Raw genomic sequence first — 16,700 nt, forward strand, 5'->3', positions numbered from 1 at the left:
GCCGCCGTTAAATACCGCCAATTTGCGAAAAGGCGTGATGCAGTCGCTTGGCCGGATTGCATAAAATCAGCGCAAGGATGCAGGCATTTCAACCGTGTCTGGTCGCTGCTGGAAAAATATCATTCCCTTTGAGGCGCTTATGGCAGAACGAACGCCCCCGACGCGGAGATGCGAAAGAGAGAGCGATGAGCATCGAGATCGACATTCTGAACGGCGACGCCTCATGGTCGATCGCGGAGCCGCTGCATAGCGCGGTCTGGCCGCGCCACCGGGTCGAGAAGCAGCCCTGGGGTCACGTCATGTGGGCCCACGCCGATCTGCGCGTGCTGATCGAGACGCCCGAGGACGGCCTGGTCTGCCATGTCGGCATCTATTTCCGCACCGCGACCTGGAATGGACAGAAAGTGCATGTCGGCGGCATCGGCGGGGTCTGCACACGCGAGGACCGCCGCGGCCGCGGCTACGCCACCATGGCGATCGACGCGGCGGTGCATACCATGCGCGCCAACGAGGCGGTTCGATTTGCGATCCTGTTCTGCGAGCCGCACAATGTCGCGTTCTACGAGGCCCGCAACTGGCGGGCCTTCACCGGCGAGGTCTATTGCGAACAGCCGGAGGGGCGGGTCCGCTTTACCCACATGGCGCCCTACGTGTTCGACATCGTCCGCGCGCCGACGCTCGGCACCATCGACCTCTGCGGCCTGCCCTGGTGAAGCTTTATGCCGGGGCAAATCGGCGCAGGAATGTGATTCTATCAGGCGTTGCACTATCCTGATTTACTGCTATGGAGACCCCTCCATTCCAGGGTTCGCTCCATGACATTCAGATTTGCCGCTCTCACCGTCCTCCTGGCTGCGCTGCTTGGCGCGACTGCCGCGCATGCGCAGAGCGCCGACGGGACCTGGCTGACCCAGGCGGGCGATGCGCGTGTCAAGATCAGCAAATGCGGCGGCGGCATCTGCGGCGCCATCGTCTGGCTGAAGGAGCCCTACGACACCGCGACCGGCCAGCCCGCGACCGACAGCAAGAATCCCAATCCCGCGCTCGCAAAGCGCTCGATGATCGGTCTGCCGCTGTTCAGCGGCATGCAGCCAGCAGGGCCGAACAAATGGTCGGGCCAGATCTACAATGCCGATGACGGCAGCAATTATGCGAGCAGCGTCACCGTGACCGGCGCGGAAGCGCTGCGGGTCGAAGGCTGCGTCGGCACGCTCTGCGGCGGCGAGACCTGGACACGGGCGGGACGCTAGCTCGCGCCGGTCAGCATCGCCTTCAACGCCGTTGCCGCCGAGGCGTAGCCGCCGCGGGCGCCGTCGATGAAGTGCACGTGATCGCTGCGCAACGCCGAGGGCGTGAAGCAGGTCATCATCGCGGCATCCTGCTGGTAGAGGCCGTAATGAACGACGCCGTCGCGTGCAGCAGTCGCAAGGCGATCGCTCAAGGCGCGCTCGAGCTCCGGCGTACAGTCGAGGATCATGCGCAGGCCGTCGTCATATTTGCGGAAGTCTGAATTCTCGACCAGCTGACGCTTGTAGACCTTTGGCACGAAGCCCCCGACCTTGATGTCGAAGCGCATCAGGAGATAAGCAAAAAATGTATAGGCAAGCACGCCCGCGCGGCGCTTGAACAACGAGCCACCCCGCTTCGCGCGGGCTTCATAGTCCAGCCCCTGCGGCGGCCATGTCAGCGGCGGCCCCTGTGGCGGCACGGGACGGCCGGCATCCGGGCTGCGCTCGACGAGGTGGATGATATCCTCGATGACGTTGCGGAAGGCCTGCGGGTCGGCGCCGCGCGCGGGCATCACCAGCACCGACAGGATCAGGCCGCGCGAGGCCGGGATCACCTCGAAACGGCAGGACAGGCCGGAGAGATCGGGCTGCGTGCCGGCGGGCGCCTCGGGGACGGCGAACTCGCCGCGCTTCATCGCGGCATCGGCCCAGCTCAGCCCGCCGCCGGAAAACATCGCATAGGACAAATTGGCCGACGGACCGAAGCGGGCGACGCGCACATCCAGGCCTTGCGCGCGGATGGCGCTGACCGGCACAAGCGCGACGCGCATGGTCAGATCGAGGTCTACGCGCACCCAGGTCGCGGTCGCGGCCAACGCTTCGCGGGCAGATTCGAGATCGGCCGGCGCAATCGCAAAACTCGCGCCGTCGCCGCCGAACACGAAGGGGAATTCGCGCCCCTCCAGCGCATTCGTCACGGCCGCGATCACGGCAGCGCCGGCCATGTTCACCGCCTTGTAGCGCTGCGCCGCAATCGCCTTGGTGGAATCGACGATGTCGGCGACGCCGACGCTCCAGTCGTCCGGCAGCGGCGCATAGAGCTTGGGCTCCATCAGGCTGGTGAAGCCGCGGAAGACGGGAATGCCGCCATAAAAGGATTCGCCTGATGTCATCGGGTGATGCCGGATGGTTGGTGCGTTTCCGAGCGAGATACGGGGTAGGATCGATCGGGGTTCGCCGGCCGGCGTCCCCTTTTCAATCTTTGGCCGAAATGAGCCCGGACAACAAGATCGCGCCGCGCTGCAATGCCGCAGCGGATCATTGATCGGCATCAAACAGCCGGTCGCGGAGAGCGATTACAGTTGGGTCATCTCCACGGATTGCATGGGACGATCGAAGTGCCCGACCTCGGCAACAAGGACTCCACCGCTTCGGTCCGCCCGCATACGCGGCTTGACCCGATCAGCGCGGTGAAGATGCCGGAAAGACTAACCGCTGCCGTCGACGCCTGGGCCAAAACTCAACACCTGTCGCGCTCAGATGCGATCTGCAAGCTGGTCGAATTGGGACTGAAGATCGCGCCCCCGGGGCTCACGCCGACGCATTCGATCGCATCGGATGCCACCAAACTCGAAGAGTTGGCGGTGCAGGAGATCGGAGGGCTGCTCCATCCCGCATTGCCGGTGGACGAGCGCGAGCGCCGCATCCGCCGCCTGACCGAGGGGCCGCCGGAATTCTCGCACGAGCGGATTGATCTGCCGAAAAATCGGACGTGAGCACCGACGCGCGTCAGTGCAGCTTCTCGTCCTCGCGCTCGCGCGATGCGTCTGCGGGCACGTTGTGACAGCCGACCAGCCGCACGAATTGCTGCGGATACATCTCGTGGCCATGGTCGCCGGAATTTTGATGCGACATCGGCGGGCAGCGGACGTCATCCGACTTTGCGCGGGATTGCTCAGTCCGACCCTGATTTGAAGCGGTCATGTTCGACGCGGTCATGGACTGCTCCCTGTCGATTAGGGCAGATCGATTGACGTAACCCAACCGATTGCGGCGCATCTTACGACCAAATCCGGCTCGATGTCATTGAGCCGGATCAACTCAATTGTGGCGGCGGAGTTCCCGCCTTACGCCGTGTTGCCTGCGTCAATCGTGAACACCGTGCCAGTCACATTGCGCCCGCCCTCGCCGAGCAGATATTCCACCATGCGCGCGACGTCATCGGTCTCCGGCAGGCGCCGCAGCGCGCTACGGCCGGCGATGCGCTTGCGGCTCTCGTCAGAGAGATTGTGCGTGAGTTCGGTGTCGATGAAACCGGGCGCGACCGCATTCACGGTGATGCCGAGCTTGCCGACCTCGCGCGCGAGCGAACGGGTGAAGCCGGTGGCGGCGGCCTTGGTCGCGCCGTAGACCGAGAGCCCATTATAGCCCGTGGTCGCGATGATCGAGGAGATGTTGACGATGCGGCCCGCACCATCCGCCATCATCTGGCGCGCGACATATTTGGTGAGGATGATCGGTGACAGCACGTTGAGCTGCACCAGCGCCTCGATCTCCGAATTGTGCATGGTGGCGAGCAGGCCTTCGGTGCCGAGGCCGGCATTGTTGACGAGGCCGTAGATCGGGCCGAACTCGCTGCGCACGAGCTTTGCGTAAGCCGGGATCGCGTCGATCACGGCGAGGTCGCAGGCACGGAAATGCAGCCGGCCTTCTGAGACGGCGATTGCGGCCTGGAGCTCATCGCTCTCGCGGCGCGCCGCCGCAATCACGTTGTAGCCGGCACCAACCAGGCGCCTGCCGATCGCAAGGCCAATGCCGCGGCTGCCGCCGGTGACGAGAACATTATGCATCGGTACGCGCCAATTTGCCGGCCGGGGTGACGTCGAGCGCCTCGACGAAGCGGATCACCGCCGGCACCTTGTGGGAGGCGAGCTGCGCGCGGCACTGATCCAGGATCTGGTCGCGGATCTCCTTCGCGCGCGCCGGATCGGTGCCGTCGGCGAGGACCACGTCGGCAACGACGATACCGCCGGTGATCGGACTCTTTCGCGATTTCGCCCGCGACATCCGCACGTCGGGATGACGGTTGATCACCGCCTCGATCTCCTCGGGATGGACCTTGAGGCCACCGATATTGATGATGCCGCCACGGCGGCCGACGAAATAATAGCGATCGCCGCGCAGTTCGACCATGTCACCGCTGTCGACGAAGCCGTCGGCATCGGTGAGCGCGGCCGCGTCGCGGCCGATATAGGCATGCGCGGTGCGGCTCGAACGGATACGGAGCGAGCCATCGACGACCTTCATCTCAACGCCGTTGCGGTTGCCGAGATAGTTGGCCGGAAAACCTTCCAGTCCGTCATTGACGGCAAAGCCGACGCCGGCTTCGGTCGAGGCGTAGGCGTGGCCGACCGAAGATCCCGGGAATGCGGCCTTCAATCCATCGAGCACCGCCTGGTCGGCGATCTCGCCGGAGAGGCGGACGTAACCCGGTGCGAATTGCGCGGCCGAGCCGCTCATCAAAAGCTTGCGCCAATGCGAGGGCGTACCGGAGATGTGCGAGACACTGCGCGCATTGAGCCGCGCGACGTGATCGGTTAGCGCCTCATGCGGGTCCGACAGCACCATCGAGCCGCCGGAGAGAATGGCACGGAGGAAGATTTGCAGGCCGCCATAGCGGCGGATGTCGTAGAACGTCGCCCACACCGGCGCGGGTCCGCGCGCGGGGCCTTCGGCGACGATGGCACCGGTGAGCGCTTCCAGGGTATGGCCGACGATTTTCGGCACGCCCGAAGTGCCCGAGGTGAGCATCAGCCATTCGGTGGCGCGCTCGGTCTGCGCGCGTACGGCTGATACGAGCGGCAATTGTGCGGTGACGACGAGCGGCATGCCGGTCACGGCCCAGCGGTCGGGCTCGTCGGTGACGACGGCATTGATCCCGGCATCGGCGATCAGCGCGTCCAGATGCGCGGGATTGAGATCCGGCGGACACAGCAGCATGCGGCGCGCGATGCCGTCGAGCTCGATCATGGCAAGGCCCGACCGGAGCTGATCGGACAATTTGAGCAGCACGCTGCGGCCGGACAGCGCGCGCAGGCGACCGCCCAGGACCGTCTGCGACAGGATGTCGGTCAGCGACACGACGTCGTGCGCATCCGACAACGTTCTGCCCTTCAGCTCCGCGCCGAGATGGTCACGGAGCGCAAAGATCTCACGCGGGGACATTTTCGTAGGCCCGCACGAAATCGCCCACGGTGGCGGGGAACGCGGCGTCCTCGGAAATGGTAAAGGGGTCGATGCCGGTCTCGTCCTCGAGACGCGCGACCAGAATCGCGAAGGCGAGCGAGTCGAAGCCCGTCTCGTGCAGGGACAGGTCGTCCGAGAGTGCGGGAAGCGTGACGTGCTGCTCTTTGGCGATCTGCTGGATCGTTTCAATAACCTTAGACCTTACCGACATGGCTGGCTCGCTTTTGTTATCGATCGTTCGTGTTGCGGCGGCTCTTGATGACCGCCTCCCATGACCCGCTGTTTACCGGACAGAAGTAAATGGCTTCTTGGACAATTCAGATAAAATTGGACCTATCTCCCGATTTTGCTGCGGTTACAGCCTGATCGCACCCTCCAGGACCTGCGCATATGCCTCCGCGTCCACCGCGACATAGGCCCCGGATTTCGGCTCGGCCATGAACAGCGGATCGGCTATCGCGCTCGGATCAAATCCCTCACGCGCGAGCTCGCCCTTCTTTTGCTTGAACGTCTCGGTGGCATCGAGCTCGCGGGAGATGCGGATGAAGACCGGGCGGGCATAGGCCGGCAGACGCTGTGCGAGATGCGCGGGCAGTCTCGCGATATCAAAGCCCTCGTTCACGACGATCGCGCTCATGCCGGCACGGCCGTCAGCGCCGGGGATGCTGACGCCGTAGGTGGTGGCATCGACCACGCCGGTGAAATCGCGCACGGTGTCGTTGACCTCCGAGGTCGCGACGTTCTCGCCTTTCCAACGAAAGGTATCGCCGATGCGATCGACGAAATGGAAGAAGCCCTTGTCGTCGATCCGCATCAAATCGCCGGTGCGGAACCAGGCATCGCCCTCGGCGAAGACGTCGCGCAGGACTTTCTTCTCGGTCTCGCCGGCATCGGTGTAGCCTTCGAAGCGGCCACCGCCCTGATCGGCCGTGCCGATGCGGCCGATGGCCTCGCCGGCTTCCCCGCGCGTGCAGGCGATGCAGAGTCCATCTTCATTGCGCAGCGGCGCGCCGCTGTCGGGATCGAGCTTAACCAGGCTTGCGGGGAAGCGGTGCGCGAGCAGCGGCGGGATGCGGCCGATCGCGCCGGGCTGACCCTCGACGTTGAACAGCGAGAAATTGCCTTCGGTTGCGGCATAGAATTCGAGGATGCGGGGAATGGCAAAGCGCGCCTGAAAATCTTCCCAGATGTCGCCGCGCAGGCCGTTGCCGCAGGCGAGCCGCAAACGATGGCGGTTCTCGTATTCCGACGGGGGCGCCTTGAGCAGATAGCGGCAGAGCTCGCCGATATACTGGAACATCGTGCAGTCATGCCGCTCGATGTCGGACCAGAAATTCGAAGCCGAAAATCTTTCCGCAATCACCATCGAGCCACCGGCGGCGAGCATGCTGCAGGGCGCGACGATGCCGCCGACCGAGTGGAACAGCGGCAGGCAGTCATAGAGCCGGTCCTGCGGCGAAGCGCCCGTGAGGCCGGCGAACCAAAAGCCCCAATTGAGGATGCGGCGGTGGCTGATGCTGGCGGCCTTCGGCAGGCCGGTGGTGCCCGACGTATAGATCAGCAGCGCGCGGTCATCGATCGTGACATGGCCATGCTCTTCCGGCGAGAGCGGGCCGTCATCGAGCGCGGCAAGGGCGACGTCGATGGCACGCTCGCTGCGGGCATCGCCATGGGTCCAGATTTTTGCATCCGTGTTCAGATGCGGCGTTGCGCTCTCGAGCATCTCCGTCAGCTCATACGCGACGATGATATGCGAGGGCTTGGCGACATCGATGCAATGGGCGAGCGATTGGCCTACGAGTTTCGTATTGATCAGCGCGACCACGCCGCCGACGCGGCTGATGCCGAGCCATGCCGCGACATAGTCGATGCCGTTCGGCATGATCAGGCCGACGGTGTTGCCCTTGGCGACGCCGACCGAGAGCGCCCAGCGCGCATAGCGGTTAATGCGCTTCGACAGGCAGTCATAGTCGAGATTTGCGTCGTCCATGACCAGCGCGACTCGGTCAGGCTGGCGCCGAGCCCAATCGTCAATGACGTCGGCAAACAATCGGCCCGGCAGCGTCTCGATCCGCGCGGTCAGCTCGATCGCCTTCAGCCAGATCTTTGAGGCCGAGTGTGTGCGCGCTTTCGGTTGCTCGGTGACGCCGGTGGTCATGCCGTTCATTCTTTCGGGCGGTATCTGCTGGTTCCCGCAAGCTTAGCCCCCGCGCCCTGCCCAGGTGTTAAGAGACAAGGTAAAACTCGGTTAGCTCTCGATTAACTGCGATCATCCTTTACCAAGCCGGCGGGAACAGCATGCGGCCTGGCGCGATTCTTGCGATAGCAAATCCACGCAGCCGAATGACGTGCTTCCCTCTCCCTGCGAGAGACGTGAAGCGAAAGCGGGGATTTGGATGATGATCACCAGGCGACATTTCCTTCAGACTGCTGCCTGCGCCGCAGCGGTGCTCGCAGCACCACGTGCTTTCGCCGTAGGCAACCCGTCCTATCCGTCGCGCAGCGTGAAATGGGTGGTGCCTTATGCACCGGGCGGGGCCACCGACGTGCTGTCGCGACTGATCTGCCAGCGGCTATCCGATCGTCTCGGCCAGACCTTTGTGGTCGAGAACAAGCCCGGCGCCGGCAGCAATATCGGCACACAGGCTGTGATCACCTCGGCCCCCGATGGCTACACGCTGCTGCTGACCTCGACTGCGAATGCGATCAACGCGTCGTTCGACCCGGCACTGCCTTACGATTTCACCAAGGGCATCGCACCCGTTGCCGGCGTCGCGCGCATTCCGCTGGTGCTGATCGTCAACAACGATGTTCCGGTGAAAAGCGTCGCCGACTTCATCGCCTACGCCAAGGCCAATCCCGGCAAGATGTCGATCGCCTCCTCCGGCATCGGCACCTCGCTGCATCTGTCCGGCGAGCTGTTCAAGTCGCTGGCCGCCGTGCAGTTCACGCACGTGCCCTATCGCGGCTCCGCACCGGGATTGACCGACGTGATGAGCGGCCAGATCCAGGGCATGTTCGACAACGTCACCTCGTCGTTCGAACTGGTGCGCGCCGGCAAGCTACGCGCGCTCGGCGTCACCACGCGCGAGCGCTCGGAGATTTTGCCGGAGGTGCCGCCGATCGCGGAGACGCTTGCAGGCTACGAGACCTCATCGTTCTACGGCGTCGGCGCTCCGCGCGACACGCCGCGCGAGATTGTCGACCTGCTCAATCGCGAGATCGACACGGCACTGTCCGATCCCGAGATCAGGGCCCGCATCGCCGAGCTCGGCGCAATCCCGCTGCATGGCAATGCGAACGAGTTCGGCGGCATGCTGACCGCGGAGACCGACCGCTGGCGCAAGGTGGTGGAACTGTCGGGGATCAAGAAGGAGTAGCGTCCGGCGCTAACCGCTTCTGCGGTGCCGCGGGCGCGGCTGCGGCACGTTCACAGGATAATAGGGATTGGGATCGCAGGTCGCGGCGCGGCCGGAAGCCGTGGCGCGACACTGCGGCAGCGAGGTGAAGGAGCAATCATACCACTCCCCGCCGCCGCCGCTCGCGCCGGTATAGACGTGCATGCAGACGGGATAGCGGGGATCGAAAGTCTGCGCGTGCGACGGCGCCGCCGCGAGCAATGCACCGACGGTCGCGATCAGGCCGAATGAGCGACGCATAAAGACTGTTTCTGGAAGTCGCATTGCGAATCTCTACTGGACCTTCTTGTGGCGCCGGCGCGCAGGTGGCGGCGGCTCATTGAAGGCGTAGTAGGGATTGACATCGCAGCTCGCGGCGCGACCCGAGGCCGTCGCCTGGCACTGCGGCAGCGAGGTGAAGGAACAGTCGAAATAGTCGCCGCCACCGCCGAAGCCGCCGGGCGCAAAGACATGCATGCAGACCGGATAGCGCGGATCGTAGGTTTGGGCGCGGGCGTCCGCCGCAACAAACAGCGCGGCAATCGCGGTGAGGGTCAAGATCGGCAAACGCATGGAGGCATCCTCGAATCGGTGGCGTCGGCGACGTGATGCCAACGGGTTCCTATGGCACAACACTCCGCCGGAGGCGACTGTTTGTGGTGACGTATGACGGCAAGGTGAGTTGCGGTGCGTGATGCGCTGCACGGAAGCGACGGGCTTCGCCAGGCGCTAGCCGCTCAGTCCCTGCAGCACCAACCGGTTCAGCCTTGACGCGAATGCCGCCGGATCCTCCGGCAACTCCCCATCCAGAATCTGCGCCTGTTCGAGCAGCAGCAGGCTGAGATCGTCGACCACCTTCGAGCCGGCCTGCGCCTTGGTGATCGCCGTGACCAGCGGGTGGCGCAGATTGATCTCCAGGATCGGCCTGGTGCGCATGCCGCGGTTCTGCTGTGCCAGGATTCGCTCAAGCTCGCGGCTCGGGCCCTGGCTGTCGGCGACGAGACAGGAGGCGGAGCTGGTGAGGCGCGTCGAGGCCTTGACGTCGCTGACGCGTTCGCCGAGCGCGGCCTTTATCACCGCAATCGTCGCGGCCTCGTCCGCCTCCGGCTCGTCCTTTTTCGCCTCGTCGGTCTCGTCGACCCGCGGAATCAGATCGAGATTGAGATCGCCCTGGCTCAACGACTTCAGCGGCTTGCCCTCGAAATCCGTCGGCATCGAGGTCCAGAACGCATCGACGGGGTCGGACAGCAGCAGCACCTCGATGCCGCGCGCGGTGGCAGCCTCCAGCCGCGGACTGGACTTCAGGCGCTCGATGCTGTCGCCGACGAGATAATAGATCTCGGTCTGGTTCGGCTTGAAATCGGCGATGACGTCCTTGAGAGAACGTTTCTCGCCTGTCGTGGTGGTGAAGCGCGACAGGGCCAGCAGCTTTTCGCGACGCTCGAAATCCTCGTAGATGCCCTCCTTCAGCACCGCGCCAAAGGCCTCCCAGATTTTTGCAAAATTCTCGGCGTCTTTCTCGGCGAGGCTTTCGAGCTCGTTGACGACACGGGTCGCGACGGCTTTGCGGATCTGCGCCAGCTGCGGATTGTTCTGGAGCATCTCGCGCGAGATGTTGAGCGGAAGGTCCTCGCTGTCGACGACGCCGCGAATGAAGCGCAGATAGCCCGGTAACAGATCGGCATCATCGGTGATGAAGACGCGCCGGACATAGAGTTTGACACGCCCCTTGCGCGAGGGCTCGAACAGGTCGAACGGCTTTGTCGACGGCGCGAACAGCAGCACGGCGTAGGAGTAGCGGCCTTCGGCGCGATAATGCAGCGTCATGGCGGGATCGTCGAAGGCCGACGCAATCTGCTGATAGGCCTTCTTGTAGTCCTCGGCCGCAAGCTCGGATTTCGAGCGTTGCCACAGCGCGCTTGCCGAATTGATCTGGCGCGGCTCACCCTCTTCCGGCACGAGCTCGATGGGGAAGAGGATGTTGTCGGAATAGGCACTGACGACACGCTCGATCTCGTGGGTCTCGAGATATTTTTTGGCGTCGTCCTTGAGGTGCAAGACGATCTCGGTGCCGCGCGTCACGCGCGCCGCTTCCTCGTCGCTGACGCGCGCGATCTCGAAGCCGGAGCCGCCCGAAGACGTCCAGGTCCAGACGTCGCTCTCGCCGGCGCGGCGGCTGACGACGACGATCTTGTCGGCAACCATGAAGGCGGAATAGAAGCCGACGCCGAACTGGCCGATCAGGCCGAGCCCTTCCTTGGCCTCCTTCAACTTCGATACGAATGCCTTGGTGCCGGACCGGGCGATGGTGCCGAGATGGTCGATCAGCTCCTGCCGCTCCATGCCGATGCCGTTGTCGGCGATGGTGAGCGTCCCCGCCGTCTTGTTCGGGATGATGCGGATCTTGAGCGCGTCGCCCTCGCCCATCAGCTCAGGACTTGCGATCGCCTCGTAACGCAGCTTGTCGCAGGCGTCCGAGGCGTTGGAGATCAGCTCGCGCAGGAAGATGTCGGTCTCCGAATAGACGGAATGCACCATCAGGTGCAGAAGCTCGGAAACCTCGGCCTGGAAGGGCTGTGTGTGCGCAGCCGTATCGGACGTCGTCATGCGTTTACCCGGTCAATATGAAGGGAAAGAAACCCGGGATATAACGCGAGGGGATAGGGGATCAAGTGGACATAAGGGATCGCCCTCCCGGCGGAAGGGCGATTTGTCCATAGCCATTGCGGATCAGGTCACGCAGCGGCCCGGCTGGAGCAGTTTTGCGACCTCGGTCAGGGAGCTGACCATCGGCTCGCAGGCGACCGTCGGCCTGCCGCGGCCCGGCTTCTGCACCAAGGGAGCCGGCTTGGCATTGCCGGCCTTAATGACCGCTGGAACGCGCAACAACACTGACGTATCGGCAAGGTCGTTCAGCCGCATCGCGACGGTGCGGGTGGGAACTCCCGCCGGCTTCAGATCGGCCAGCCGGTCGGATTTGCCAGAGCGATTGACGACATCGACCGGCTTGTTGGAAACCGCCTGCCAACGGTCGCTGAGATCATGGCCAAAGGCCAGCTGCACGGCGCCAAGCGTCGTGGCAATCGCGACGGCGCCCAAAAATGCTTTGTAAATCTGTGACATGACTGTCGACCCCTCGCCCCATGGCGATTGCGGGAACAACGCAATGAGGGGACCGGGAGTTCTCAGTCGTTAAGATCACTTAACCGTGTGCGAAAAGGGCGCGAGCACGCGCAAAAAAATTCGCAACCGCCGGGAACGACTCCCCTTCCTAAGGAGTCATGTCAACAGCCGGCTATTCCCCCCTGCCCCATAAGCCGGCGACGTAGGGCGCGACTGTGGTGATGCCAGTCGCGCCTTACTTTTGTCTGCGGCTCACTTCGCCTTCCCAGCGAGCCAGTCCCGCCCCTCGCCATAGAGCTTCTCGACTTCGGCACCGGTCAGGCCCGGCATGTCGCGCTTGACCTTGTAGCCGATCAATTCCTGGATGTAGGCAAGATGGCGGTAGCCTTCGGGCAGCGCGGCGAGCGCCTGCTGATCGAGGCGAAGTGTCGCGGCGGGATCGACCGGATCGATCCGGTCCTTCTCGTAGATCGGCTGGCGGCGGACGATGCCCCATTTGCTCTGCCGCTTTTCCAGGAAATCGTAGAAGCGCCCGGTGCAGACGACGTCGCAGAGCACGTCCTGCACCGGGGCGCGCTGCGAGATCGTCATCTTGGTCTGCGCGATGGCGCGCTCGCCAGCAAGGTCGATGCTGGTGCCGCCGAGGAAATGCAGGATGCGCACGCCCTTGGCGAACCCCTCCTGGCTGACGCGGATGAAATCCCGCGCCGGCCCCTGAAACCAGGTGGCGGACATCCAGCCTTCCTCATGCCAGACAGTCGCAAAGCGCGCCCAGTCGCCGGCGTCGCGCCACACCGCCCAGTTCTCGACGAGATCGCGGATGGCGAGGCGATCGAGCAGCGCTTGGTCCAGCATTTGTCTCTCCTGGTGGATCGGAAACTGCGATGGAGATGTCATCGCGCCGACGTATCAACGGCGCAATTTACTTGCCGTCAAGCTGCGAGGCTTTTGCCGCCTGGAAGTTGCACTAAACCCGGCAAACTCCGTACGAGCAACGGGTATTGCAATCAACCTGAACGCGATTAATATTCGAACCGATGCAGATGAAATTCACTTTGCTTGGCGTGCTTCTCGGATTGCTCCTGGCGTTCCCAAATGGCGCCTATGCGCAGGATGATTCTATCCAGGTCTGGAAGAAGATGCTGGTCGAGCAGGTGGCCAGCAGGAGATTCTACCCACCCGAGGCAAACGGCGAGCCAGGTTCGACGCGCGTCCTGTTCGTCATGGATCGCTCGGGTAATCTGATTTCGAGAGTCTTGGTGGAGAGCACGGGTTCTCAAGTCCTCGATGCGGCGGCGCTTGCGATCGTCGAGCGAGCCGCGCCATTTCCCAAGCCGCCGCTTGAGGTGACGGAAGACCAGCCGGGTGTGATCGTGCCAATCGTCTTCCAGGGACGCAGGCTGCCAGCGCCGCCCGATCGCAAATTGTTGGACGCCTGGCTCGAGAGGCAGGCCAAGGAGTGCGAAAAAACGCCGTCGTCGGACAAGGACGACGCCAGATTGAATTCCAAGCTTCACAGCATCTGCCATGCTGCTGAGACATTGGGCCCGGCGCCGCAAAACATGCAGATCAAACATCTCCTGATGACCGGCTTGTTCGGATTAGTGCTGGCCGGACCGACTCCCGGCTTTGCGGAGTCAGAAGCCATGGCCGCATGGCGCAAGACGGTCACTGAGCATGTCTGGCGCAACAGAGAGTTTCCGCCGGAGGCGATCGGGCAGAGAGGGGATGCCGGCGTCACGTTCGTGGTCGACCGCTCAGGCAAACTGATCTCGCGCGTGCTGGTGGAAAGCACGGGTTCGGGGCTGCTGGATGGCGCGGCCCTCAAGATGATCGAGCGCAGCGAGCCCTTTCCAAAGCCACCTCCTGATGCGACCGACGACTTGCAGAGGGTCACGATCCTCATGACCCTCGACGGGACACAGCCCAAAGGATCGTGGTCGTGGGCCGAGGACGAAGCCAAGTTGAAGCCCAAGCTTAACGGCGTCTGCCGAGGTTGCTGAAGCAGAGCGCCGACGAACGCAAAAAACGGCGCACCTTGCGACGCGCCGTTTCCCATTTTCAATCCAGGCTTCGTTACGCCGCAGGCGCCTTCGGCGTGCGGTTGCGCGAGTTGCGCTGGAAGAACAGCGCCTGGCTTGCCACCGCCGACACCATCGCCGGCTGGAACGGCTTTGAGATCAGGAAGGCGGGCTCCGGCCGTTCGCCGGTGAGGAAGCGTTCCGGATAGGCGGTGATGAATACCACCGGCACCTCGAAAGTGCGCAGCAGCTCGTTGACGGCATCCAGTCCGGATGAGCCGTCGGCGAGCTGGATATCGGCGAGGATCAGGCCGGGCCGCTTGTTCTTTGCGAGCGCCACCGCATCGGCATGGGTGCGCGCGACGCCGACGACGTTGTGGCCGAGATTCTTCACCAGGCTCTCGAGGTCCATGGCGATGAAGGTCTCGTCCTCGATGATCAGCACGTCGGTGGCGATCTCGGCCGCCATCTCGCGTCCGGCGGTGTCCGCAAACCGCCGCGTCTCGGCAACATCGGTGCCGAGGACGTAGGCGACTTCCTCTTCCGAAAATCCCTCGAGCGACAGCAGCAGGAACGCTTGCCGCGGCAACGGCGTGATGTTCGACAGCCGTCGCTCCGGCGGCATCGGCAATGTCGCCACCTCGGCGGCGTCATTGACGGAGACCGAATTCCAGATTTGGGTGAACAGCCGGAACAGACCGGCCCGGGGCCCATGGCTCTCATCGAGCACGGAGGGATCTCCGAGGATGGCTTCCAACATGGCTGCGACATAGGCGTCACCGGAGGCCTGGTTGCCTGTCAGGGCGCGCGCATACCTGCGCAACAACGGTAAGTGCTCAGCAACAAGCTGCGAACGGGACATCCCCACTCCATTCATTTCGGGCCAAACCTTAAAAAAAGGGAACTGCGAGAGGAGGTCCGGGTTCCCCTACTAGGGCTGATTACGCTTCAGGATAAGAAAAGTTCCCCCGGTCCGGGAACTTTTTGTCGAACCTGGAATTGAACTCATCCAGGGAACGGCTCCCGGTTGAGAAAACTTCTCGACTTTGCAGTCACTTAACCCGGGAAAACGTGGAACAGGTCATGAAAGATCTCAAGTCTCAAGCCAACAAAAGCACGCCCCCCGGCAAGGGCGGCCTCACACCGGAGATCCAATCCCGGATCGGGCATCAACTCCGTGCCATGTACGACGACGTCGTGCGGCAGGGGGTTCCCGACCGGTTCGCGGAGCTCATCAAGAAGCTGGATGCGCCGGGAGGCGGATCTCAGGATGAGAATGGCGCTGGGGGCTCCAACGACAACCATGGGAGGGATTAATGCCTCTCACGAACTCCCTGCGTGACGACATCCTCGCGGCTGTGCCAAGTCTTCGCGCGTTCGCCATCTCGCTCAGCGGCAACGCGGACCGCGCGGACGATCTGGTGCAGGAAACGCTGCTGCGCGCGCTCGCCAACATCGACTCGTTCCAGCCCGGCTCCAACCTGCCGGCGTGGCTGTTCACGATCCTGCGCAACCTGTTCCGCTCGGACTATCGCAAGCGGCGGCGCGAGGTCGAGGATGCCGAGGGCAACTACGCCAAGACGCTGAAGACGCAGCCCTCGCAGAACGCCCATCTCGAGTTCGAGGAGTTTCGCACCGCGCTCGAGAAGCTTCCGCAGGACCAGCGCGAAGCGCTTATCCTGGTCGGCGCCTCCGGCTTCTCCTATGAGGATGCTGCATCGATCTGCGGCTGCGCAGTCGGCACCATCAAGAGCCGCGTCAACCGCGCGCGCTCGAAGCTCGCAGCGCTGCTCTATGTCGACGGCGCCGACGATTTCGGGCCCGACGAGACCGTGCGCGCCGTGATCGGCGGCAGCGGCGGGTAGCGACCGGCCGTCATCGGACCAAAACGACAGCTGTGAAGGCGGCCGTTCACTCGGCCGTCTTTGCATGCGTCTGAAAGTCTGATGGCGTCCCGCTCAATCACTCCTCGACGAACGTCACCGTGTCGACGACGCTCGCGCGCGAGGTGCGGTAGCTGTTGACCTTGTGCGCATCGTCGGCATAGCCGAACGAGATGCCGCAAACGACGCGGCGATCCTCGGGCAGATTGAAGTGGCGGCGGATCAGGCCGGAATGGCGTGCCAATGCTGCCTGCGGAATGGTGCCGAGCCCAAGCGCCTGCGCGGCCAGCATGAAGTTCGAGACGTAAGCGCCGCAATCGATCGCGCCATAGATGCCGAGCGGCTCGTTGGTGTGGATGATCGCGACATGCGGCGCGCCGAAGAAATTGTAGTTCTCCAGCGCCTGCTTGCCATAAGCGGCCTTGTCACCCCTGGCGATTCCCAGCGTGTTGTAGAGCTGAAAGCCGCTCTCGCGGCGGCGCTCCTGATAGACGCCGACATACTCGCGCGGCGGCGTGAAATCGTGGTCGTCCTTGCCGCCGGATGCCGCCTCCGCATAGATCGCTTTGCGGAAGCGTTCCTTGGCATCACCGCTCGCGATCAGCACCTGCCAGGGCTGGCTGTTGCACCAGGACGCGGTGCGCTGCGCCGTGGTCAGCACATGCTCGACGGTGGCGCGGTCGACTTCTTTTGGAAGGAAAGCGCGGACGGAGTAGCGCTCGTTGAGGAGTTCTTCGAGCACGCCGATGCGGTCGTTTTGGTTTACTTTTGCGTCCATGGATCGGTTCTCTTCGTAGGGTG

The 16,700-nt window shown here is 63.6% G+C and carries 20 protein-coding genes; 7 read left to right on the top strand and 13 right to left on the bottom strand.

Going from position 1 to position 16,700, the window contains the following annotated elements; translation table 11 throughout:
* Positions 1–185: 185 nt before the first annotated feature.
* Both ACPPVR_RS38465 and ACPPVR_RS38470 read left to right on the top strand, forming a co-directional pair.
* Complete coding sequence (locus ACPPVR_RS38465) at positions 186–713, top strand: GNAT family N-acetyltransferase (protein ID WP_426611688.1); 528 nt, start codon at positions 186–188, stop codon at positions 711–713.
* Positions 714–815: 102 nt separating this feature from the next.
* On the top strand, positions 816–1,250 hold the full coding sequence (locus ACPPVR_RS38470) for a DUF2147 domain-containing protein (protein ID WP_426611689.1): 435 nt from the start codon (positions 816–818) through the stop codon (positions 1,248–1,250).
* On the opposite strand, the gene ACPPVR_RS38475 is transcribed toward ACPPVR_RS38470, so the two are convergent.
* Positions 1,247–2,401, bottom strand: a complete 1,155-nt coding sequence (locus tag ACPPVR_RS38475) for a DUF3095 domain-containing protein (RefSeq protein ID WP_426611690.1) — start codon at positions 2,399–2,401, stop codon at positions 1,247–1,249. The two genes, ACPPVR_RS38470 and ACPPVR_RS38475, sit on opposite strands and share 4 nt — an antisense overlap.
* Before the next feature lie 225 nt (positions 2,402–2,626).
* Between ACPPVR_RS38475 and ACPPVR_RS38480 the strand changes: the two genes are divergently transcribed.
* Positions 2,627–3,004, top strand: coding sequence for a hypothetical protein (locus tag ACPPVR_RS38480; protein ID WP_426611691.1), 378 nt, complete (start codon positions 2,627–2,629; stop codon positions 3,002–3,004).
* A gap of 13 nt (positions 3,005–3,017) precedes the next feature.
* Here ACPPVR_RS38480 and ACPPVR_RS38485 read toward each other — a convergent pair whose 3' ends face one another.
* From ACPPVR_RS38485 to ACPPVR_RS38505, 5 genes are all read right to left on the bottom strand, one after another.
* Positions 3,018–3,227 carry a hypothetical protein gene (locus ACPPVR_RS38485; RefSeq protein ID WP_426611692.1) on the bottom strand — a complete coding sequence of 70 codons (210 nt, stop codon included), beginning with the start codon at positions 3,225–3,227 and terminating at the stop codon, positions 3,018–3,020.
* Between the two features lie 128 nt (positions 3,228–3,355).
* On the bottom strand, positions 3,356–4,078 hold the full coding sequence (locus tag ACPPVR_RS38490; protein ID WP_426611693.1) for an SDR family NAD(P)-dependent oxidoreductase: 723 nt from the start codon (positions 4,076–4,078) through the stop codon (positions 3,356–3,358).
* A complete protein-coding gene (locus ACPPVR_RS38495; protein ID WP_426611694.1) occupies positions 4,071–5,453 on the bottom strand; it encodes a class I adenylate-forming enzyme family protein in 1,383 nt (460 codons plus the stop codon). Before ACPPVR_RS38495 ends, ACPPVR_RS38490 begins: the two co-directional genes overlap by 8 nt.
* The gene (locus tag ACPPVR_RS38500) at positions 5,440–5,685 is read right to left on the bottom strand and encodes an acyl carrier protein (protein ID WP_426611695.1); all 246 of its coding nucleotides are present in this window, start codon (positions 5,683–5,685) and stop codon (positions 5,440–5,442) included. The genes ACPPVR_RS38495 and ACPPVR_RS38500 overlap by 14 nt, the downstream gene beginning before the upstream one ends.
* Positions 5,686–5,829: 144 nt before the next feature.
* A complete protein-coding gene (locus ACPPVR_RS38505) occupies positions 5,830–7,641 on the bottom strand; it encodes a long-chain-acyl-CoA synthetase (protein WP_426611696.1) in 1,812 nt (603 codons plus the stop codon).
* A 232-nt stretch (positions 7,642–7,873) separates the two neighbouring features.
* Here ACPPVR_RS38505 and ACPPVR_RS38510 point away from each other — a divergent pair, with 232 nt between their 5' ends.
* On the top strand, positions 7,874–8,854 hold the full coding sequence (locus ACPPVR_RS38510) for a Bug family tripartite tricarboxylate transporter substrate binding protein (protein WP_426616272.1): 981 nt from the start codon (positions 7,874–7,876) through the stop codon (positions 8,852–8,854).
* A gap of 9 nt (positions 8,855–8,863) precedes the next feature.
* Here ACPPVR_RS38510 and ACPPVR_RS38515 read toward each other — a convergent pair whose 3' ends face one another.
* The 5 genes from ACPPVR_RS38515 to ACPPVR_RS38535 form a co-directional block, all read right to left on the bottom strand.
* Positions 8,864–9,133 carry a DUF3551 domain-containing protein gene (locus ACPPVR_RS38515; protein ID WP_426611697.1) on the bottom strand — a complete coding sequence of 90 codons (270 nt, stop codon included), beginning with the start codon at positions 9,131–9,133 and terminating at the stop codon, positions 8,864–8,866.
* Positions 9,134–9,166: 33 nt separating this feature from the next.
* A complete protein-coding gene (locus ACPPVR_RS38520; RefSeq protein ID WP_426611698.1) occupies positions 9,167–9,445 on the bottom strand; it encodes a DUF3551 domain-containing protein in 279 nt (92 codons plus the stop codon).
* Positions 9,446–9,601: 156 nt separating this feature from the next.
* Positions 9,602–11,479 carry a molecular chaperone HtpG gene (htpG, locus tag ACPPVR_RS38525; protein WP_426611699.1) on the bottom strand — a complete coding sequence of 626 codons (1,878 nt, stop codon included), beginning with the start codon at positions 11,477–11,479 and terminating at the stop codon, positions 9,602–9,604.
* A 123-nt stretch (positions 11,480–11,602) separates the two neighbouring features.
* The gene (locus ACPPVR_RS38530; RefSeq protein WP_426611700.1) at positions 11,603–11,995 is read right to left on the bottom strand and encodes a hypothetical protein; all 393 of its coding nucleotides are present in this window, start codon (positions 11,993–11,995) and stop codon (positions 11,603–11,605) included.
* A 252-nt stretch (positions 11,996–12,247) separates the two neighbouring features.
* Positions 12,248–12,847 (bottom strand): nuclear transport factor 2 family protein, encoded by a 600-nt coding sequence (locus tag ACPPVR_RS38535; protein ID WP_426616273.1) that lies wholly within the window; start codon positions 12,845–12,847, stop codon positions 12,248–12,250.
* A 185-nt stretch (positions 12,848–13,032) separates the two neighbouring features.
* On the opposite strand from ACPPVR_RS38535, the gene ACPPVR_RS38540 reads away from it, so the two are divergent.
* Positions 13,033–13,998, top strand: coding sequence for an energy transducer TonB family protein (locus tag ACPPVR_RS38540; protein ID WP_426611701.1), 966 nt, complete (start codon positions 13,033–13,035; stop codon positions 13,996–13,998).
* A 73-nt stretch (positions 13,999–14,071) separates the two neighbouring features.
* On the opposite strand, the gene ACPPVR_RS38545 is transcribed toward ACPPVR_RS38540, so the two are convergent.
* The gene (locus ACPPVR_RS38545) at positions 14,072–14,878 is read right to left on the bottom strand and encodes a response regulator (protein WP_426611702.1); all 807 of its coding nucleotides are present in this window, start codon (positions 14,876–14,878) and stop codon (positions 14,072–14,074) included.
* Between the two features lie 221 nt (positions 14,879–15,099).
* On the opposite strand from ACPPVR_RS38545, the gene ACPPVR_RS38550 reads away from it, so the two are divergent.
* Both ACPPVR_RS38550 and ACPPVR_RS38555 read left to right on the top strand, forming a co-directional pair.
* Positions 15,100–15,333, top strand: a complete 234-nt coding sequence (locus ACPPVR_RS38550; RefSeq protein ID WP_426611703.1) for a NepR family anti-sigma factor — start codon at positions 15,100–15,102, stop codon at positions 15,331–15,333.
* Positions 15,333–15,881, top strand: a complete 549-nt coding sequence (locus tag ACPPVR_RS38555) for a sigma-70 family RNA polymerase sigma factor (RefSeq protein ID WP_426611704.1) — start codon at positions 15,333–15,335, stop codon at positions 15,879–15,881. Before ACPPVR_RS38550 ends, ACPPVR_RS38555 begins: the two co-directional genes overlap by 1 nt.
* A 97-nt stretch (positions 15,882–15,978) precedes the next feature.
* Here ACPPVR_RS38555 and ACPPVR_RS38560 read toward each other — a convergent pair whose 3' ends face one another.
* Entirely contained in the window at positions 15,979–16,677 is a 699-nt protein-coding gene (locus tag ACPPVR_RS38560; protein WP_426611705.1) for a nitroreductase, read from the bottom strand.
* Between the last annotated feature and the right edge of the window lie 23 nt (positions 16,678–16,700).

Source organism: Bradyrhizobium sp. McL0616 (assembly GCF_049993385.1).
In the GTDB taxonomy this organism is placed as follows: Bacteria; Pseudomonadota; Alphaproteobacteria; order Rhizobiales; family Xanthobacteraceae; genus Bradyrhizobium.